The organism is Acinetobacter halotolerans (assembly GCF_004208515.1).
GTDB lineage: Bacteria > Pseudomonadota > Gammaproteobacteria > Pseudomonadales > Moraxellaceae > Acinetobacter > Acinetobacter halotolerans.
In genome coordinates this window covers 299,745-316,946 of sequence record NZ_SGIM01000001.1, presented here as the reverse complement: position 1 = coordinate 316,946, position 17,202 = coordinate 299,745, and the positions used below count along the sequence as shown (strand labels likewise).

Here is a 17,202-nt window from a genome sequence, read left to right as displayed (position 1 = left end):
ATACATTTTACATAGAAGCAAGCAAGGGATAAAGCTTTGCGTCAAGATAGTGTCATCACAACCGCTATCTCCTGAAAATCAGTCAACATTTCCATGGAAAATGATCACTATTTCCATGCCCTAATTTGAAATGTAATCGCCCTCATTTTGATCAAATATGGTATGATACGGCGATTTAAATTCGACCTGATATAGCGTAGAGCCGTTATGAGCCAACATCTATCACTCCCTAAAGATAAAATCCGTTTTCTATTGTTAGAGGGCGTTCATCAAAATGCCATCGATACTTTAAACGCTGCGGGTTATACCAATATCGATTATCACAAAACTGCACTCGAAGGCGATGCTTTAAAAGCAGCGGTCAAGGATGCTCACTTTATTGGTATTCGTTCGCGTACTCAATTGACTGAAGAAATCTTTGAAGCAGCGAATAAGTTGATTGCGGTAGGTTGTTTCTGTATCGGTACCAACCAAGTCGATTTAAAAGCAGCGATGTCGCGCGGTATCCCTGTTTTCAACGCACCTTATTCAAATACACGTTCGGTCGCAGAATTGGTACTTGCTGAAGCAATTCTATTACTTCGTCGCGTTCCTGAAAAATCAAAAGATACACATCTAGGTGGATGGAATAAGTCTGCGGTAGGTTCTTTTGAAACACGTGGTAAGACTTTAGGTATCGTCGGTTACGGTTCAATCGGTTCTCAACTTTCTGTTTTAGCAGAAAGCTTGGGTATGAAAGTGATCTATTTTGATGCTGTGACAAAATTACCTTTAGGAAATGCACGTCAAGTCGGCTCTTTAGATGAGCTTTTAGCGACTGCTGATGTGGTTTCTTTACATGTGCCAGATGTTCCATCAACGCGTAACTTCTTCAAGAAAGAACAGTTTTCGAAAATGAAACAAGGTTCAATCTTTATCAATGCAGCACGTGGTACCTGTGTCATTATTGAAGATTTAGCAGATGCGATTAAATCGGGTCACATTGCTGGTGCAGCCGTTGACGTATTCCCGAAAGAACCAAAAGCCAATGGCGAAGAATTTATTTCCCCACTTCGTGGTTTAGACAACGTAATTCTAACCCCACATGTGGGTGGTTCTACCATGGAAGCGCAAGCGAACATTGGTTTAGAAGTTGCTGAAAAATTCGTTGCTTACTCAGATAAAGGTATGACACTTTCTGCGGTGAACTTCCCAGAAATCGCATTGCCACTTTCTGATGGCCAACACCGTTTGCTTCACATCCATAAAAACGTTCCGGGTGTGTTATCAAAAATTAATACCTTGTTTGCAGAACAAGGCATCAACATTTCTGGTCAGTCTTTAATGACCAAAGGTGATATCGGCTACCTTGTAATGGATGTCGATGCATCCGCTTCTCAAGAAGCACTTGATACCTTAAGTCAAGTTGAAGGTACCATCCGAGTTCGCGTATTGTTCTAAAACACGCTGACTTAAAAAAATCACAGCTTTGGCTGTGATTTTTTTTGCTACGTCTTAAGGACAGTTGGGAATCACCACCCCATTATTGTCTTTGGCTTGATCATTGCCCCAACGCGACAGCATAAATGCAGACACCCATTGATTGGTTGGGCCTACATCTAAGTCTGTTTTTAACCACCAATGATTCCATTGTGCGCCTGTCGCATTCTGAACTTTTGGTCCCCACACCTTACAGTAAACATAACTCGTGCCTTTATACAGCGTTCCAGTAACCGTACCTCCTGGGCTAGAACGACCATTGGCATCGCCCCACGTATCTACCCAATATTTATTGCCAGTCGGTGGAGGTGGCGGTGTTGTATTCGGACAGTTAGCACTGGTTCTGACTAAAGGTGAGTTTGGTACCATATATAACCATTCTCCTTGAAGTACTGGGTTCACAATATGTTGGCTGCCTGCATCATTCAGACCGGGTGCATATAATTGTTCATAATGTAAGTGAGGAATACCGGGTGAGCCTACATCTCCCATATAACCCACCACATCACCCTGCTTCACATTACTACCCACAGGCACATGGCTACTCATGTGCATATATGTCGTAAACCAACCATTGCCATGCCGAATTTCGATCCCACCGGGGTAAAAAGCCTGATGGACCAAACCATCAGCCGATGCAGTAATTGGGCTACCTGTGAACATCCCCATACGATACATATCGATTTTTTTATCGTCTGGACCATGTCCTTGATAGGTTTTTAATTCGATTTGTGCACCACATGGAAAAGGCAGTTTAAAGGCAGGACGATTCGGTAATGGATCAGCAGAAAAAGTATGGGTTGAGAACATTGCAAGCACTGCACAGGCGATGGTTTTATATCTATTTTTTAAAATAACACTGGTGATTATTGGCGGGAATTGTATTTCAAACATCGTTTATTATCCTTATTAGACTGCTTTCTTAAACCCGCTTTGTTTTTCCGAGTGGAAGAAATATAAAGCGGCTAAATATTCATGAAAGAGATTTATTGATCAGTTTTTTTATTTTTTATCGACATGCCGTTCATTTGAACGACATGTTTGATCTTAGTCAGATTGTTTAACGCTTAAGGACAGTTTGGAATCACAGTACCATTATTGTCTTTTGCCTCATCATTGCCCCAGCGTGACAGCATAAATGCTGAAACCCATTGATTGGTTGGCCCCACATCTAAGTCTGTTTTCAACCACCAATGATTCCATTGTGTTCCTGTGGCATTTTGAATTTTTGGTCCCCAAACTTTACAGTAAGTATAATGCGTACCTTTGTATAAAGTTCCAGTCACTGTACCGCCCGGACTAGAGCGTCCATTGGCATCCCCCCATGTATCTACCCAATATTTATTTCCAGTCGGTGGAGGTGGCGGTGTTGTACCACTACAACCATTATCACTGGTCAAAGCTTTTTGACCGTAACTGTATGGATACGGTGCCAGTGACTTGCCATTGATGACGATGCTTTGCGCGGAGTTATTGAGACGTTGTTCAAAGTGTAAATGCGCACCCGTACTTTGCCCTGTACTTCCTACCGTACCAATTTGATGGCCCTGACCAATCGAAGCACCGACATTGACATTAATGCTATTCAAATGAAAATAATGAGTCGACCAGCCATTCCCATGATTGATCACCACCATATTTCCAGCACCACCATTCCAACCAACAGAACTGACTGATACCGTTCCCCCCGCTGAAGCCAGTACAGCGGCGCCTGAAGTAGGTCCATTATCCCAACGCACCCAGTCTAAGGCATTATAATTATGACCTGAGTAAGTGCTATAGCTCCACGTTTGTCCGCAAGCGAAAGGGGCTTTGAAGGCTGGTGCAGCGTAAGCGGCAAAAGGAACTAATGACATTATACCAATGGCAAAAGCACGTTTCAGTTTTAACATTTTATTGTCTCCGTAATTATTATTTCATTTAAAGCATTATCATTTTTAGCGTTTTAATTGCGATGTCCGGGGTCTTTATTGCCCCAAAATTTTATAGCAAACAAATGACAAATTTTGTGTTTGAATCTGACGAGCTGCATCTATTCAAACTACAATTCACACGATTAACAGCCCTTTTCCCTGTGATAAAAGAATACCCCACTCACATTTCTTAGCACTTACTGAGGGGCAAATCTCAAAAAGTTACGGTTTAAAGCTCGAATGCTCTAAACCCACAAACAAATAATTTTTAAAAGGATGTTAACGTTAATTAAAGAATCATGAGCGTATAAAACGACACCTACCAATAAACTAAAATTCTGCTCGTTTCGATCCTGATCTTTGGTTAGAATTCACTTATTATGTGAAAGTTACACTAACTCGATTGATGAATAAATGTCCAACTCGATTTTAAAGTCACCGCTGTCTGCCATTGCACTACTGATGCTTGCGATGATCTGTGTCCAAGGCAGTGGTTCTTTAGCCAAAATGTTATTTCAGAGTTTTCCAGTATTAACTGTTTCTGCGATGCGATTATGTTTTGGTGCAATCATTTTGGCTGTGATTTTTAAAATCTGGACCATTGATTTTCGTGCGGTTCGCTGGAAAGCCATCCTGAGTTATGGCGTCGCACTGGCTGGGATGAATGGGTTGTTCTATTTATCACTTGAACGTTTACCGCTTGGTCTTGCCGTTGCGTTTGAATTTATTGGACCTTTAAGTGTCGCGCTCTACTATGCTCGCCAAAAATATGACTTTATCTGGGTCGGTTGTGCGATTTTGGGCTTAGCGTTATTGTTCCCCATGCAACAAGCCCAACAAAGTCTCGATTTGGTGGGGGTATTTTTTGCTGTCAGTGCAGGTGCTTGTTGGGCCATGTATATTATTGCAGGACAAAAACCCTCAGGCATTTCGGGCAACCATACGGTTTGTTTAGGCATGAGTATTGGTATGCTTTGTTTACTGCCATTTGCTGCTTTTTCTGGTGCGATGGATCGTGTATTTGAACTCCCCAATTTATATTATTTTATTGGGCTTGCCATTCTCGCCAGTGCCTTGCCATTCTCATTGGAAATGATCGCTTTGCGTAATCTGACACCATTGAGTTTTGGCACTTTGATGAGTCTAGAGCCTGCTGTTGCCGCACTTTCTGGATTTGTATTTCTCGGTGAAAAACTATTGTGGAATCAGTGGCTCGCACTTGCTACCATCATCATCGCCTCGATTGGCTGTACCTTTACCATGCAGCAAGCCCGCCAAAAAAAAGAGGCAAAATAAAATGCCGCTTTGCAACAAAAATGTACCTGTCAGGGCGTATCATAATCACGCCTGTTGTTTAGGTTTTCTTAAACTTATTTGGTAGATCTGCCATGAAAAATCTTCAATTGGTTGCAGTGCTGTACATGGTTTTATCCATGGTTGCCTATCAGATTAGTGCCTCATTTGCCAAGCAACTGATCACAACACTCGACCCACTGACAGTGACGATTTTAAGGCTTTGCTTTGCGACTATTATCGTGGCAATCATGTTCCGCTCATGGACAATTTTATCCAAACTCAAACAACTCAAATGGCGAGATCTATTGCTTTATAGTGCTTCTCTGGGCTGTATGAATATCTTGTTTTATACCTCTTTAGGTAAACTGCCCCAAGGGATTGCCGTGGGTTTGGAGTTTATCGGACCTTTGAGTTTGGCATTACTCTCAATCAAACAGCGTAGTGATTATATTTGGGTGATTTTTGCAATATTAGGGATTGCACTGATGGTCCCATGGCACGATGCTAACCAAGATAATTTTTCTTATATTGGGGCAGCTTGTGCTCTCGGTGCTGGGTTTTTCTGGGCCTTTTATATTTATTATGGACATCGTGTTGCGCAACAAAATATCGGCATGCATGCGCTCACCATTGCGATTGGTTTATCGGCATTGATCCTATTGCCTTTTGGTCTATGGAATAATGCCCCAGTCCTACTTGACACCCAATACTGGGGCAAAGCCTTAGTCATTGCAGTGCTAGCAACGGCTATACCTTATGCACTGGACTTAATGGCACTCAAACGCTTAAGTAAACTCAGCTATGGTACGCTCACTAGCCTCGCACCAGCCTTAGCTGCTTTGGCAGGCTTGGTCATCTTGCATGAGCAAATCAGCTTGATTCAATGGGTTGCGCTTGCTTGTATTATGGCAGCCTCCATCGGCGTAACCTTACGCGGGGAAAAACAAGTTTCCTGACGTGGTGATGGATCGGTCCGTATTAAGTTTCAGAGATCTTATATTTACCATATTCCTTTAAATATTTCTGAGCGAGGCTTTCTTTCTCGCGATCAGAGAGGATTTTCCCAGCCTGTTGAAAAAACGTATGTTCTTCTTCTTTTAAGTGATGATGAACTGTCTCACTGAGCTGTTTAGCAGTTGCCAACCAGCTCGGATTACTCATATCCGTTTCTTCTAGTTTTTCGATCAATTCATCCATTTCATGGTGTTCTGCCAAAGCATGGCGGGTAATACCTAAACCCACATCATCAAACATCAATGGAATATATAAGTAGCGATCCTCGGCAACCGAATGAGCATATAATTCATTTTTCAATAATTCGAATAATTGTTTTCGTTCATCACTCATACCACTGGTCGCAATGAGTTTCTGAGCTAGGCTACGTTGTTGCTCATGACTTTCTCTGAGTGCTTCAAATATATTCATCGATCACCTCTATGATTGGCTGTTAACATCAACATATGATTTAAATTCATCATGTTGTTGTACTTGGCTAATCTTCCATATTAGAAAGTGTCGTTTTTTTATACAGCGCTATTTAAGTATGTTTTTGTAGTGAAAATTTTATTTTTAGATTTAAGCTGCAACCAAAATCTGATAGCCCAAGCGACAAATTAAAATACTCACTAAAATCAGAAAGAGGATACGGATAAATCCACTGCCATATTTTAAGGCCAAACGGACGCCCAATAATGAACCCGCAATATTCGCCACAGCCATCATCAAACCTAAACCAAATAGCACATGTCCTGTCGGAATAAAAAAGCTCAAGGCAGCCAAATTGGTCATGAAATTTCCAATTTTAGACAGGGCTGAAGCATGTAAAAAATCGACCTGTAAAAAACGGATAAAGAAGAAAATAAAGAAACTACCCGTTCCTGGACCAAAAATTCCATCATAAAAACCTATCGCAAGACTACCAATTGCAGCAAAAATCAGTAACTTTGGTGTGATTCGTTGATCCACATGGACTTGGCCGAACTGCTTTTTCATCAAGGTATAAATCGCAATCACGATCAGCATGACCAAGACGAAAGGTCTTAAAATATGAGTGGGAATCATGGAAACACATGCAGCGCCAGCAAAAGAGCTCACAAAGGCAAAGAGCGCAATCACCGCCAACAATGGCCACTTCAATTTAACTCGCCGTACAAATGAAAAGGCTGCTGATGCTGTACCACAGATGGATGCCAATTTATTGGTACCAAAAATAGTGGCTGGGGCTGTTTGAGGTAAGGCCCCCATCAAGGCAGGGATTTGGATCAATCCCCCACCGCCAACAGCTGCATCAATGGTTCCTGCACAAAATGCAAAGAACACGAGACTCAGAATCAGTTCCCATTCCATCGATGACTACTCTACAAATTCAAGAGGCGTTTTGGCACTAGACGTTTCTTATCAGTGATTTCAGCCAAACCTAAACAACGTTCACCATCGAACACCAATACTTCCGCAACCGCCTCATGCTCAATATTACTTTCCTGACCATTACCAAAATACTTTTCGCGTCCTTCTGGCAACTGAACTCTAGGAAAATGTGCAATAGGTGCATATACAGGAAGCAATAAAGCATCTCGTTGTTCTTGCGATACGCTTTCCAAATACTCAATGGTATAGTCTGGATTTATCTCAAAATGACCTGTTTGAATACGATGCAAATGAGTCAAATGTCCACCGCAACCTAAGGCTTCACCAATATCTTCGCCAAGTACACGAATATAAGTTCCTTTTGAACATGTCACATCTAAAGTCAGAGTATCTTCAGTAAAGCTTACCAAAGTTAAGTCATAAATCGTGACTGGACGTGCTTCTCTTTCAATCTCAATGCCTTGACGCGCCAACTCATACAACGGACGCCCATCTCGTTTTAAAGCTGAATACATCGGTGGAATTTGCTGAATATCACCACGAAATTGCGCCAAAACCTGTTCAATGCTTTCTAAGGTTAGGTGTGGTACTTCTCTCTGCTGGAGAATTTCACCTTCGACATCACCCGTCGTGGTCGTTTGACCCAACTTGACTGTCGTTTGATAACGTTTACTTGAATCGAGTAAATAATGTGAAAACTTAGTTGCTTCACCCAAGCATATGGGTAATAGTCCCGTCGCCAAAGGATCTAAAGACCCTGTGTGCCCTGCTTTCTGAGCATTAAACAGTCGACGTACTTTTTGTAATGCGGAGTTTGAACTGATTCCTAAAGGCTTATTTAATAAAAACACACCACTTAGATGACGATAAGCACTTTTTTTCATAAATAAGAGTCGAAATACAAAGCGACATTTTAGCAAAACTATCCAGAAAAAGTTGCACCTTTAACTCATTATGAATACAGATAAAGGTAGACCAATCGTCAATTTAATACTCAAAATCATTTTTTTCACCACTTAAGACATACATAGACCCAATGACTTGTGCTTAAAAGCAATCATGCCAATGCTGGGGCTTGATCCTGTTGAGATGAATCATCGACCTACTATGCGACTTAAATTATAAGAATAATAAATATGCCATAAAAAAATGCGCCTATTGGCGCATTTTTTTGCTTTAAAACAACGTTAAAATTAACCTTGTTTACGAGCTGGTAACTTTTCACGAATACGTGCAGCTTTACCAGTCAATCCACGTAAGTAGTAAAGTTTCGCACGACGTACATCACCACGACGTTTCACTTCAATTTTAGCAACGATTGGAGAGTGAGTTTGGAAAACACGCTCAACACCAACACCGCTAGAAATTTTACGAACAGTGAAAGCTGAGTTCAAACCACGGTTTTTCTTCGCAATCACAACACCTTCATAAGCCTGAAGACGTTCACGGTTACCCTCTTTTACTTTTACCGAAACAATAACTGTGTCGCCTGGAGCAAAAGATGGGATATCAGTTTTCAACTGTGCATTTTCAATTACTTGAACTAAAGGATGTTTACCACTCATTGTGGGAATCTCCATAATTGCGGGAGAGAAGAGGTCTCTTACACCGCTGGGGATAGAGGCTAAAGCGCATATCGACCCGTTTAACTTTCTCTTCATGACAGACAGTCAATAAAGAGCCTATTTATACTTAAATAATTTTAAGTATCTAAACTTTTTAACCATTTCTTTTGCTGCTTGGTCAACTCAACTTTTTCCACCAACTCTGGTCGGCGATCTAAAGTCCGTTGATAGCGCTGCAAAAACCGCCATTTCTCGATATTGGCATGATGCCCTGATTTTAAAACCTCAGGCACATCCAAACCTTCAAAATGGTCAGGCTTGGTATATTGTGGACAATCTAATAGACCATCCACAAAAGAATCTTGTATTGCCGACTGTTCATCAGACATAACGTTCGGCAAACGACGAATGATACTGTCCAATAACACCATCGCAGGCAGTTCACCACCCGATAAAACATAATCCCCAATTGACCATTCTTGATCAACATAATGCTGGATTAAACGTTCATCGACCCCTTCATAACGCCCACACAATACAATCAAGCCATCATAATCAACGAATTGTTGTACTGCCTGTTCATTTAAGGTTTGCCCTTGCGGTGACATATACACCACAGGTGCATGAATACAGCCTGCTTGCGTCGCAAGTTGTTTGGCATGACAAATCGCTTTCGCCAAAGGCTCAGCCATCATCACCATACCAGGACCACCACCAAATGGACGTTCATCCACTCGTTTGTAGTTGCCCTCAGCAAAATCTCGTGGGTTGATGCAAGTGACTTGCACGATGTCACGTTTCGATGCACGCCCGCTAATCCCGTATGCTGTAATCGCTTCGAACATCTCAGGAAATAATGTGATGACTGCAAAAAACACCGCAGACTCCTTTATTATCCTGCTGCGCGACTATCCTCTAAAGGATTAGTAATCTACGCCCCAATTGACGTAAATACGACCAGCTTCAAGATCAACGCGTTGTACCACATCTTTGTGCCAAGGAATCATGCGCTCCTCGGAGTCAACGCTGTCAAGGGTTGCTTTTACAACCATGACTTCATTGGCGCCCGTTTCAAACAGCTCATAGATTTGACCGAGATTAACTTCTTGTTCTTCATCATCCAGACCTAACACGGTTAAGCCTTTAAGATCAGACCAGTAATACTCGTTCACATCCGCTTTTGGAAGCTGTGATTTGGCAATCCAGATATCCACGCCAACTAAGTTTTCTGCGCCAGTGCGATCATTTACACCTTTTAACGCAACAACCAAGCCTTTGCCATGGGGTTTCCAACGTTTCACATCGATTGTTTGCCAACCTTCCTTTGTCTCAATGTACCAAGGAAGGTAGTCAAACATATTGCTCATAGGTTCAGTATTTGAATAAACCCAAAGCCACCCATTCAATCCATAAGCTGAACGTAACTGTCCAATCTGAATACGATCTTCTGGTACATTCTGTATTGGTGTCATGGGTTACCTACTACAATACAAATAGTTATGCAGCAGCTACAGCTTTCTTAGCTTGAGCAGCTAAAGAAGCAACACGCTCTGAAGGTTGAGCGCCTTGAGCAACCCAGTGTGCAAAACGATCAGCATCTAAACGAAGTTTTTCCGCTTGACCTTGTGCAGTTGGGTTAAAGAAACCGATACGCTCGATGAAACGACCATCACGCGCATTGCGGCTATCAGTCACAATAATTTGATAGAATGGACGTTTTTTTGCACCACCGCGCGCTAAACGAATAACAACCATGAGAACAACCTTATAGTTTTTACGGATTATCCCTGCGCCGACCATCGACAGCATTTCAAACCCCTTTAATAGAGGGCGACATTCTACGTTAAATTTAGACTGAAAGAAAGATTAAATATTAAGTTATCCGCAGCTTTGAATTTAAATGTTTGAAATCCAAATTCATTACCAATCTTCTGATTCTGTACCACAACTCTGATTGGTAATATTGGCCGTGGTTTTGGTTTTACATTTTATGCCCGTACTGGTGAGTAATAAGGAATAATTACGGGGACTTTGGCTTTCGGCTTTGAGTGACCAAGCCTGTGAATTTACGTTCAAAATCAAAGTAAATTTTTGCTTTCCTGTTGTCGTATCCAATGGAATCAGCAAAGTTGTATTGGTTGCATTCGGAACATCGAAGTAAGGTCCTTTATTTGTCGAGGTTCCTTTCAATACGAAACCATCATAACTGAAGTTACGTGTCCGATGTTTTTCTAATAGAGCTGCGACTTTATGCATCTCTTGTTGTGCCGTTGATAAATCTGCACGACGTATGTAAATGTCATAGCTGGGGATCGCTATCGCTGCCAAAATAGCAATGATAGCGACAGTGACCATCAGTTCAATGAGTGTAAATGCCGATTGTTTATTCATTGCTTTCATACCATTTGAGTGGCACAAGTTGACGGCGCATGGTGTTGATTGGCATGGCATTTCCACCAATGATGCTATCTTTGGCATTTGGGTTTAAAATTTGACGTGTCGCCTCATTTTTCTTGTCGAGTCCAGTACCAACACCCGCCATAACATCAACAATACCCCGACCTGCGCCAAAGCTCATTTCGGAAACATTTTGCTCACAAACACCAAATGGTAAACAATAACGTTGTACCGTAGTAATGCCTTGCGCTTGTACCCGACAACCATCAGTTGTACCGTTTGGATTATAAACACTGGCATATAAGCTCTTATTCATCACGACCATTTCACCCAATACTTTGCTCGCCGCTGTATTGGTTATCTGTTTTTCATTGCCATTTTGTTCAAGTTGCTTGCCAATCACTGTTTCAGCAGATACATACCAACCATTTTGCACACGCTTATTACCTGAAGCTCGTAAGTCAGCTAGCGTTAAAGCCACACCATTTAAATCAGCGATTTTCATTTCTTTTAAATCGCTTAATAAAAATTTTGCTGTGGCACTTCGGGCTTCAAATTTAAAATTAGGATGAATTACTTCTCGATCAAAAAGATTATAAATCGTACTGGTTGAACTTTTATCACTAAATGGAAGACTGCGGTTTCCTGAAGCAATGCTAATCACTGCACGGGGCTGTTCATAACCATATACACTAAAGTTAGGCGCTTCATAAAAACGCTCTTTTGAATTTGTAAAAATAAGGCGAGCAAATCCAGCGTTATTGCCCACACCCAACTTCGAATCAAAATCTATACGCCAAACCTGTCCACCCAAATCTCCAAAATAAAGATGATCCGTCAAACCATCGCCATTACGATCTGCGGTATTAATCCGGCTCACCACACTATATTTCATGGCTTCAATCTTTAAACTACTGGCAGCATTGGCACTGGCCCACCATAAAAGCGCACCATTTTCGGCATCAAACATATATATACCAGCACCTTTTTCATTTGCTTGGTGTGTATAGTTTTGATCTTCATACCGAGCGTCATAACCACCACCGACGATCATGACGCGTTTCAGCTTACCATTCCATGCGACCTGAGTAATGGTCGGTTTTGACCAGCTCTGCCCCATTTGACTCAAAGCTGTTTGTGTATTCGTGTCATCTATAATCGTATCTTGATTAATGATACGTCTATGCTCAGGATCAATATGAAATTTAAGTTTCGGAGTATTTAAACTCATCAAGTCAAGTGCATAATAACTTCGCCCACCCATCCGTAAACCACCATAAGCAATTTGTTTTCCCTTTGGCGCTTTACTATTTGATGAGTCTATTGAACCAACGGTAGCTATAACTTTACTGCTCCCGTTACTCGCTTTTTTCATGCCATAGACATATTCACTATATAAGGTCCAAGCGCCATCTATGCCATATGCCATATTGGCTTTTAAGCCTGTTTTTTCTTTTAAGAAGGCATTTCTTTGTCGGCTATTTTCAAGCATTTCGTTTGGAACAAATGCAAACTGCTCTTGGCCTGATTCAGCATCAACCACATGAAGTAAACCTTGTGTTGTACCAAACAGCATATAATCTTTTCGAGTATCCTCTACAACATCACCATTTGCGTCAAAAGTCGCCTCTTGGGTCAGTTTGATTGGCGTAGAATGTAGATTCATGCCCACTTGCCAATTACTACGATTAGCTTCAGTTAGATCATTTGCCGTCGCACCCTTCTCTAACTTGTAACCCAATAAACTCATAAGGTAATAATCCTCATCGTTTGCATTATCTCGTTTATTCGGGTCAAGCACACAACGACTACTATTTGAAGTGTCTAAATAATGATTATCAATGGCTTTAAGTTGACGTGTAGCAGTAAATCGAATATTACCCTGACCATCATTTTCACAATCACGATTAATCAGCAAAGTGCGTCCTGTAATATTTTCAGTGGTTCTCAAACTCTCAAGCTTGGCCAGTAAACCACCTTTATTCCAATCTTTCACATCATAACTAGATGCACTTGCACTCCACGCATCTTTGAGTTTAAAAACTGTATTATCATCTTGGGTATAATATTTTTTGAAGTTTCCCAACCAACTGGCTTTATCAGTCGGTTCAAACATACTTTTATAGACATCATTGGTCATACGATATGGGGTAAGCGGATCAGCAGGAAGCGTCTGTAAGCCAATTGGGTCTGACTCCATTTCAACAAGATTTTGATTAAAGTCGAGAATGCCTTCCGCAATGCTTTGAGCACTGGATAATTGATACCATCCACCGCCACCATGTACTCCCCAACGCGCCAAGTTCGCAACATCAGCATTATGATTAGGATCTAATGGTACAGGAACAACATTATCTAATAACTTGGTTAATTTATTGGTTAAATTATCTAAACCTAGTAACCCCAACACAGCGTTAAGCGCATTCAAAAGATTACCTACTATTCCAAGTAAACTAGACAATACTGTGGTTGGTGCTTTAATTGTTCCCAACTCTTCTGATGTCTTCGCATTTGGAATATGAGCAAAGTCGCGACCAATACCCCCAACACCTGTTTTTATACCTACACCATTATTATAAGTTCCGTCTTTCAGAACACCTGCATAATTTGCAATACAGTTCCAAGTCGCGGATGATGAACCATTCACCCATCCATTTGGAACAGTTCCACAATTAAAAATTGTATTACTTGATGGATTTAATGACCGACTCATTAATTTACGTACAGGACTATTACTCGAATTAAAAGGCTCTCGCGTTGCCCCTCCTAATAATCCATCCAGCAAGTTTGGATCTAAATCGGGGATACTACCGGTTAACACATATAACCCTTTAGCACTACACTCAGCACTCGTAGCTGGCGGTCCAACATAACGATTGCCAGATTTGCTTGCAGTGACGGATACGGGGAAACCGCTATATGCAGATGCATATTGAAGGTTTTCATTGTATCGGTAGAAAGATTTCCATTGATTTAACTCTAGACCAATCAATGAAGTTCCAGTCGTCGGCACATCATGGCAATTTGTACTATTTGTTGATGTACATTGATTTTTATACCAACCAGGCGCATTTCCGCCTAGACCTAATAAAGTATTATCCCTAAAAGGAGCCGACCAGTTAACACACTTTCCTACCTCATCAAGTGTACTACATTCTTGATACTCTCCTAATTTTATCAATCCAATACCTAAAAGGCTTATTTCTATTTTTCTTGCACGACCAACTTCAACAGTCCCAGTACCTTTAGTGGTGTTACTGAGTAAATAAGCGCCCGTTTCAGCATAGGCTGTGGCTGTCGGTGTACTTAAGCCAGCAAGGTTTTTTAAATCATTAATTAAAGTCGGAATCGTACCTAAAGCACCAACAATCAAGCCAACAAGATCAAGCGCCAAGAGTTTTCCAACCAGCTCATTCACTTTTGTGGTAATACTAGCCGCGGGATCAACACTGCTCACTTCACTTATTTTTGCTTTAATTTTGGCACGTTGTGCGGCATCAAGCGGCTTTGCTTCAACTGCAATCATACCTGCCAACTCATTTTTTCCAGTGCCTGATTGATTCATAGCTGGAAAAACAGACAGACCTACAGAAACGTTATCAGGCAAAGCATCAATCCCTTTTCCTGAATTACCGTCAATCACATCATGGATTGCTTGTTTAACACGGTACAAACGGTTGTAACAACGATAAGCTGGGCCTGCAATTGCTAACGGTGGATTCTCAACCAGCTCACAACTGTCTTTAATATACTGCACAGACCCTCTCAATCCGAGTAAATCTGCACCTAAAATAGGATTGGTAATACCATCAACACCTTCTAAAATTTGCGTTACCAGCAATGAGGGAATGTAACAAGAATGTGGATCTGTTGGCGCACCAGTATCTAATTTCACTAAGCCTAATAAATTAAGATCAACCGTTGCGATATTGCCCAATAAACTGGTGACATTGCCAAGTAGACTGCCACTTAAACATAATGGATAGTCACGCTGTAAATCTGCAATTGGGTCCGCTCCCATACTTTGGGATAAATCCACCATTAACATAATCGTATTACTACTATTATTTTGCTGATAAATCTCAATATCGCTTGCAGATGCAACTGAAGATAGCACTAAAAAACTCGATAATACCGTGCAACTCAACAACAAGCCTCTTGTTCTATTTTTTTGCTTACGCTCACGTTTTGTTAGTTTTTTCATTTTATTATTATTCATGACCCTTTCTCCCTTATGAACCTGATGGCTCAAAGTCAGATAAGAAGCGATATTCTGCTACTTGCATATTATACAAAAGGCTTTCTTCATTATTCTTTAAACAGTCAGCCACTTCATTTGTGCCGTCATTATCTATACTTTTGGTTAAACAGCCCTGTTTAGTATCCGTGCTCCCCAAAAAGAGCGTCTTATTTGGATCGAACAACAACCCCTTCATTACCGATACCACATAGACACGTAAACGGATGTTATTTTCAGTTTTTGCTCCTAAGCTTTCAGTCCCTCGAGCAAGGTCAGCAAATGGTACTGATACATCGTCTGTCTCTCGTTTAATATAAACCTGCGTTACTACTGCCGAACGGCCACCAGATACTGAATCGTTATTACAGGCTCCACCACCCGTTGCCATGTTTAAGAAAGATGAGCTATTTAGCCGATAACTTGCATTACTTAATTGAAATGGCTCAGCCCCCGAAAAACAAAATACCAATTCAGCTTCTCGATGATTTTCATTTCTAAAAAATCCAACGATTCCATTTGTAGCGGTAATATGCGGTCGAAATGCAGGGTCCTGAAAAGCCATCAGAGCAGCATCAGAGTTTTGCAATAACAACGTTTGCATTTGATTATTACTCACCAATTTCAATGAGCTAATACTCTGACGAATCGCAAGCGTTCCTATAATCGTAATCATCAACACGATCATCAACACAATGATAAGCGTTGAACCTTTTTCATACTGAATCATATTCAAGCCCCCCCTGTACATGTTGACCCTGCACTACTATCGCAACCTTCAGTCACCCAACCCATCGCATTTCTAAGCGAGACTGTTTGATCAACCACTTGGCGTAAACGAGTATCTTGATATGTGGGTGTGAGTGTTACTTTGGTACCGAGCACCTGAAATGGTTCTTTATTTCTTTCTTTAATAATGTTTTGACTACCAGCGCTATCTGCTGATTGGACCAATACACCAAGCTGAATCGCATGAACATGTGGACGTACAGGCCGCATTACACCATCAATATTTTTATTTTTAGCACTCAAAGCCATATAGTTTTTGATATCGGTATAAGCGAGTGTGCTATCGGCATTATCCAGTTCGCCATCGATATAGCCTAAACGAACCTGAAAAAAATCAACATTCGGCAAAATAACCTGACTATCTTGCCAGTCTAATGATAACGGTGGATCTGTTTCACTGAGGAGATCAAGTTGCGCTTGTGTATATTGGGCCGCCTGACAGCGCAACGATTGACGCAAATCCGTTGAAGTTGAACCCACATAATACCTTTGCACCACAAATGTATCTTTTGCTAATGTATTTCCAGAACAATCAAAGCCCCCTTGTGGTGCCTGATAACGAATTAGGAGTTGGTCATTGGTTAACCCTGCTACATTCGCGTTGCCAAAACTCGTTAACTTATTATCAGAAAAACAGGTTGCACAGTTTAGATTGATTTTTGACCCTACATTATTCGATGTCAGGATAATTCCAGAATAAGCAATTTGATCGTTAACAGCGGGGATTGGAGAGCTTAAATTGGCTTTACGAACATCATCAATAATAAAGTTCAAGCCAAAACTTGCACTGTCCTGAATATGTGACATCGCTTTTTGCAGCTTATAACTGGTTACCCCTGTAATAAAAAGCTGGATTGCGGCTGCAACAATAATCAGACCTAACGCAAGTGAAATCATGAGTTCGATCAAGGTAAATCCTGAGCGAGAGTTAACAAAGTGAAACTTTGTCCGAGCGCAAGACGGAGAGCTATGCTCGAAGTGACCCTGTGCCGCAAGATGAGAAGCTATGCTTCGAGGACGAGAGTTCCGAGCGCAAGACGGAGAGCTATGCTCGAAGTGGCCCGATACCGCAAGACGAGGAGCCTTGCTTCGAGTACGAGGGCTAGCGATGTAATGCAGAGAACTGTGCACAGCATGTTTTAAGAGACTTCTTTTCATT

At 41.3% G+C, this 17,202-nt stretch carries 16 protein-coding genes; 3 read left to right on the top strand and 13 right to left on the bottom strand.

All coding sequences use genetic code 11. The features are described 5' to 3' along the window. Nucleotides 1-207: 207 nt before the first annotated feature. Entirely contained in the window at nucleotides 208-1,440 is a 1,233-nt protein-coding gene (serA, locus tag EXE30_RS01480) for a phosphoglycerate dehydrogenase (RefSeq protein WP_130160888.1), read from the top strand. A 54-nt stretch (nucleotides 1,441-1,494) separates the two neighbouring features. On the opposite strand, the gene EXE30_RS01475 is transcribed toward serA, so the two are convergent. Further along, nucleotides 1,495-2,373 carry a M23 family metallopeptidase gene (locus EXE30_RS01475; protein ID WP_130160887.1) on the bottom strand — a complete coding sequence of 293 codons (879 nt, stop codon included), beginning with the start codon at nucleotides 2,371-2,373 and terminating at the stop codon, nucleotides 1,495-1,497. Between the two features lie 173 nt (nucleotides 2,374-2,546). After that, nucleotides 2,547-3,371, bottom strand: coding sequence for a M23 family metallopeptidase (locus EXE30_RS01470; RefSeq protein ID WP_130160886.1), 825 nt, complete (start codon nucleotides 3,369-3,371; stop codon nucleotides 2,547-2,549). A 435-nt stretch (nucleotides 3,372-3,806) separates the two neighbouring features. Here EXE30_RS01470 and EXE30_RS01465 point away from each other — a divergent pair, with 435 nt between their 5' ends. Then, nucleotides 3,807-4,688, top strand: a complete 882-nt coding sequence (locus tag EXE30_RS01465; RefSeq protein ID WP_130160885.1) for an EamA family transporter — start codon at nucleotides 3,807-3,809, stop codon at nucleotides 4,686-4,688. A gap of 92 nt (nucleotides 4,689-4,780) precedes the next feature. Continuing rightward, nucleotides 4,781-5,644 carry an EamA family transporter gene (locus EXE30_RS01460; RefSeq protein WP_121928900.1) on the top strand — a complete coding sequence of 288 codons (864 nt, stop codon included), beginning with the start codon at nucleotides 4,781-4,783 and terminating at the stop codon, nucleotides 5,642-5,644. A gap of 22 nt (nucleotides 5,645-5,666) precedes the next feature. Here the strand turns inward: EXE30_RS01460 and EXE30_RS01455 are convergent, their stop codons facing one another. The 11 genes from EXE30_RS01455 to EXE30_RS01405 all read right to left on the bottom strand — a co-directional run bounded on the left by EXE30_RS01455 (nucleotide 5,667) and on the right by EXE30_RS01405 (nucleotide 17,201). Then, nucleotides 5,667-6,113, bottom strand: coding sequence for a hemerythrin domain-containing protein (locus EXE30_RS01455; RefSeq protein WP_130160884.1), 447 nt, complete (start codon nucleotides 6,111-6,113; stop codon nucleotides 5,667-5,669). A 150-nt stretch (nucleotides 6,114-6,263) separates the two neighbouring features. Next, on the bottom strand, nucleotides 6,264-7,034 hold the full coding sequence (locus tag EXE30_RS01450; protein WP_121928901.1) for a TSUP family transporter: 771 nt from the start codon (nucleotides 7,032-7,034) through the stop codon (nucleotides 6,264-6,266). 11 nt (nucleotides 7,035-7,045) lie between these two features. Beyond that, a complete protein-coding gene (gene truB, locus EXE30_RS01445; RefSeq protein ID WP_130160883.1) occupies nucleotides 7,046-7,939 on the bottom strand; it encodes a tRNA pseudouridine(55) synthase TruB in 894 nt (297 codons plus the stop codon). 309 nt (nucleotides 7,940-8,248) lie between these two features. Then, entirely contained in the window at nucleotides 8,249-8,620 is a 372-nt protein-coding gene (gene rplS, locus EXE30_RS01440) for a 50S ribosomal protein L19 (RefSeq protein ID WP_121928903.1), read from the bottom strand. 137 nt (nucleotides 8,621-8,757) lie between these two features. Further along, on the bottom strand, nucleotides 8,758-9,498 hold the full coding sequence (gene trmD, locus EXE30_RS01435; protein WP_130160882.1) for a tRNA (guanosine(37)-N1)-methyltransferase TrmD: 741 nt from the start codon (nucleotides 9,496-9,498) through the stop codon (nucleotides 8,758-8,760). 45 nt (nucleotides 9,499-9,543) lie between these two features. Beyond that, the gene (gene rimM, locus EXE30_RS01430) at nucleotides 9,544-10,092 is read right to left on the bottom strand and encodes a ribosome maturation factor RimM (protein ID WP_130160881.1); all 549 of its coding nucleotides are present in this window, start codon (nucleotides 10,090-10,092) and stop codon (nucleotides 9,544-9,546) included. Between the two features lie 25 nt (nucleotides 10,093-10,117). Beyond that, on the bottom strand, nucleotides 10,118-10,375 hold the full coding sequence (rpsP, locus tag EXE30_RS01425; protein ID WP_165382351.1) for a 30S ribosomal protein S16: 258 nt from the start codon (nucleotides 10,373-10,375) through the stop codon (nucleotides 10,118-10,120). 165 nt (nucleotides 10,376-10,540) lie between these two features. Next, nucleotides 10,541-11,020, bottom strand: a complete 480-nt coding sequence (locus EXE30_RS01420; protein ID WP_130160880.1) for a type IV pilin protein — start codon at nucleotides 11,018-11,020, stop codon at nucleotides 10,541-10,543. Beyond that, nucleotides 11,004-15,236, bottom strand: coding sequence for a PilC/PilY family type IV pilus protein (locus tag EXE30_RS01415; RefSeq protein WP_130160879.1), 4,233 nt, complete (start codon nucleotides 15,234-15,236; stop codon nucleotides 11,004-11,006). The genes EXE30_RS01420 and EXE30_RS01415 overlap by 17 nt, the downstream gene beginning before the upstream one ends. 13 nt (nucleotides 15,237-15,249) lie before the next feature. After that, the gene (locus tag EXE30_RS01410) at nucleotides 15,250-15,984 is read right to left on the bottom strand and encodes a pilus assembly PilX family protein (RefSeq protein ID WP_130160878.1); all 735 of its coding nucleotides are present in this window, start codon (nucleotides 15,982-15,984) and stop codon (nucleotides 15,250-15,252) included. Between the two features lie 2 nt (nucleotides 15,985-15,986). Continuing rightward, entirely contained in the window at nucleotides 15,987-17,201 is a 1,215-nt protein-coding gene (locus tag EXE30_RS01405) for a PilW family protein (RefSeq protein ID WP_130160877.1), read from the bottom strand. Nucleotide 17,202 lies beyond the last annotated feature (1 nt).

Coding starts and splice junctions, on each gene's coding strand:
- EXE30_RS01450 (WP_121928901.1), bottom strand. CDS start 7,034: ATGGAATGGGAACTGATTCTGAGTCTCGTGTTCTTTGCATTTTGTGCA.
- EXE30_RS01460 (WP_121928900.1), top strand. CDS start 4,781: ATGAAAAATCTTCAATTGGTTGCAGTGCTGTACATGGTTTTATCCATG.
- truB (WP_130160883.1), bottom strand. CDS start 7,939: ATGAAAAAAAGTGCTTATCGTCATCTAAGTGGTGTGTTTTTATTAAAT.
- EXE30_RS01465 (WP_130160885.1), top strand. CDS start 3,807: ATGTCCAACTCGATTTTAAAGTCACCGCTGTCTGCCATTGCACTACTG.
- EXE30_RS01470 (WP_130160886.1), bottom strand. CDS start 3,371: ATGTTAAAACTGAAACGTGCTTTTGCCATTGGTATAATGTCATTAGTT.
- EXE30_RS01420 (WP_130160880.1), bottom strand. CDS start 11,020: ATGAAAGCAATGAATAAACAATCGGCATTTACACTCATTGAACTGATG.
- EXE30_RS01415 (WP_130160879.1), bottom strand. CDS start 15,236: ATGAATAATAATAAAATGAAAAAACTAACAAAACGTGAGCGTAAGCAA.
- EXE30_RS01405 (WP_130160877.1), bottom strand. CDS start 17,201: ATGAAAAGAAGTCTCTTAAAACATGCTGTGCACAGTTCTCTGCATTAC.
- EXE30_RS01455 (WP_130160884.1), bottom strand. CDS start 6,113: ATGAATATATTTGAAGCACTCAGAGAAAGTCATGAGCAACAACGTAGC.
- EXE30_RS01475 (WP_130160887.1), bottom strand. CDS start 2,373: ATGTTTGAAATACAATTCCCGCCAATAATCACCAGTGTTATTTTAAAA.
- rimM (WP_130160881.1), bottom strand. CDS start 10,092: ATGACACCAATACAGAATGTACCAGAAGATCGTATTCAGATTGGACAG.
- rplS (WP_121928903.1), bottom strand. CDS start 8,620: ATGAGTGGTAAACATCCTTTAGTTCAAGTAATTGAAAATGCACAGTTG.
- rpsP (WP_165382351.1), bottom strand. CDS start 10,375: ATGGTTGTTATTCGTTTAGCGCGCGGTGGTGCAAAAAAACGTCCATTC.
- EXE30_RS01410 (WP_130160878.1), bottom strand. CDS start 15,984: ATGATTCAGTATGAAAAAGGTTCAACGCTTATCATTGTGTTGATGATC.
- serA (WP_130160888.1), top strand. CDS start 208: ATGAGCCAACATCTATCACTCCCTAAAGATAAAATCCGTTTTCTATTG.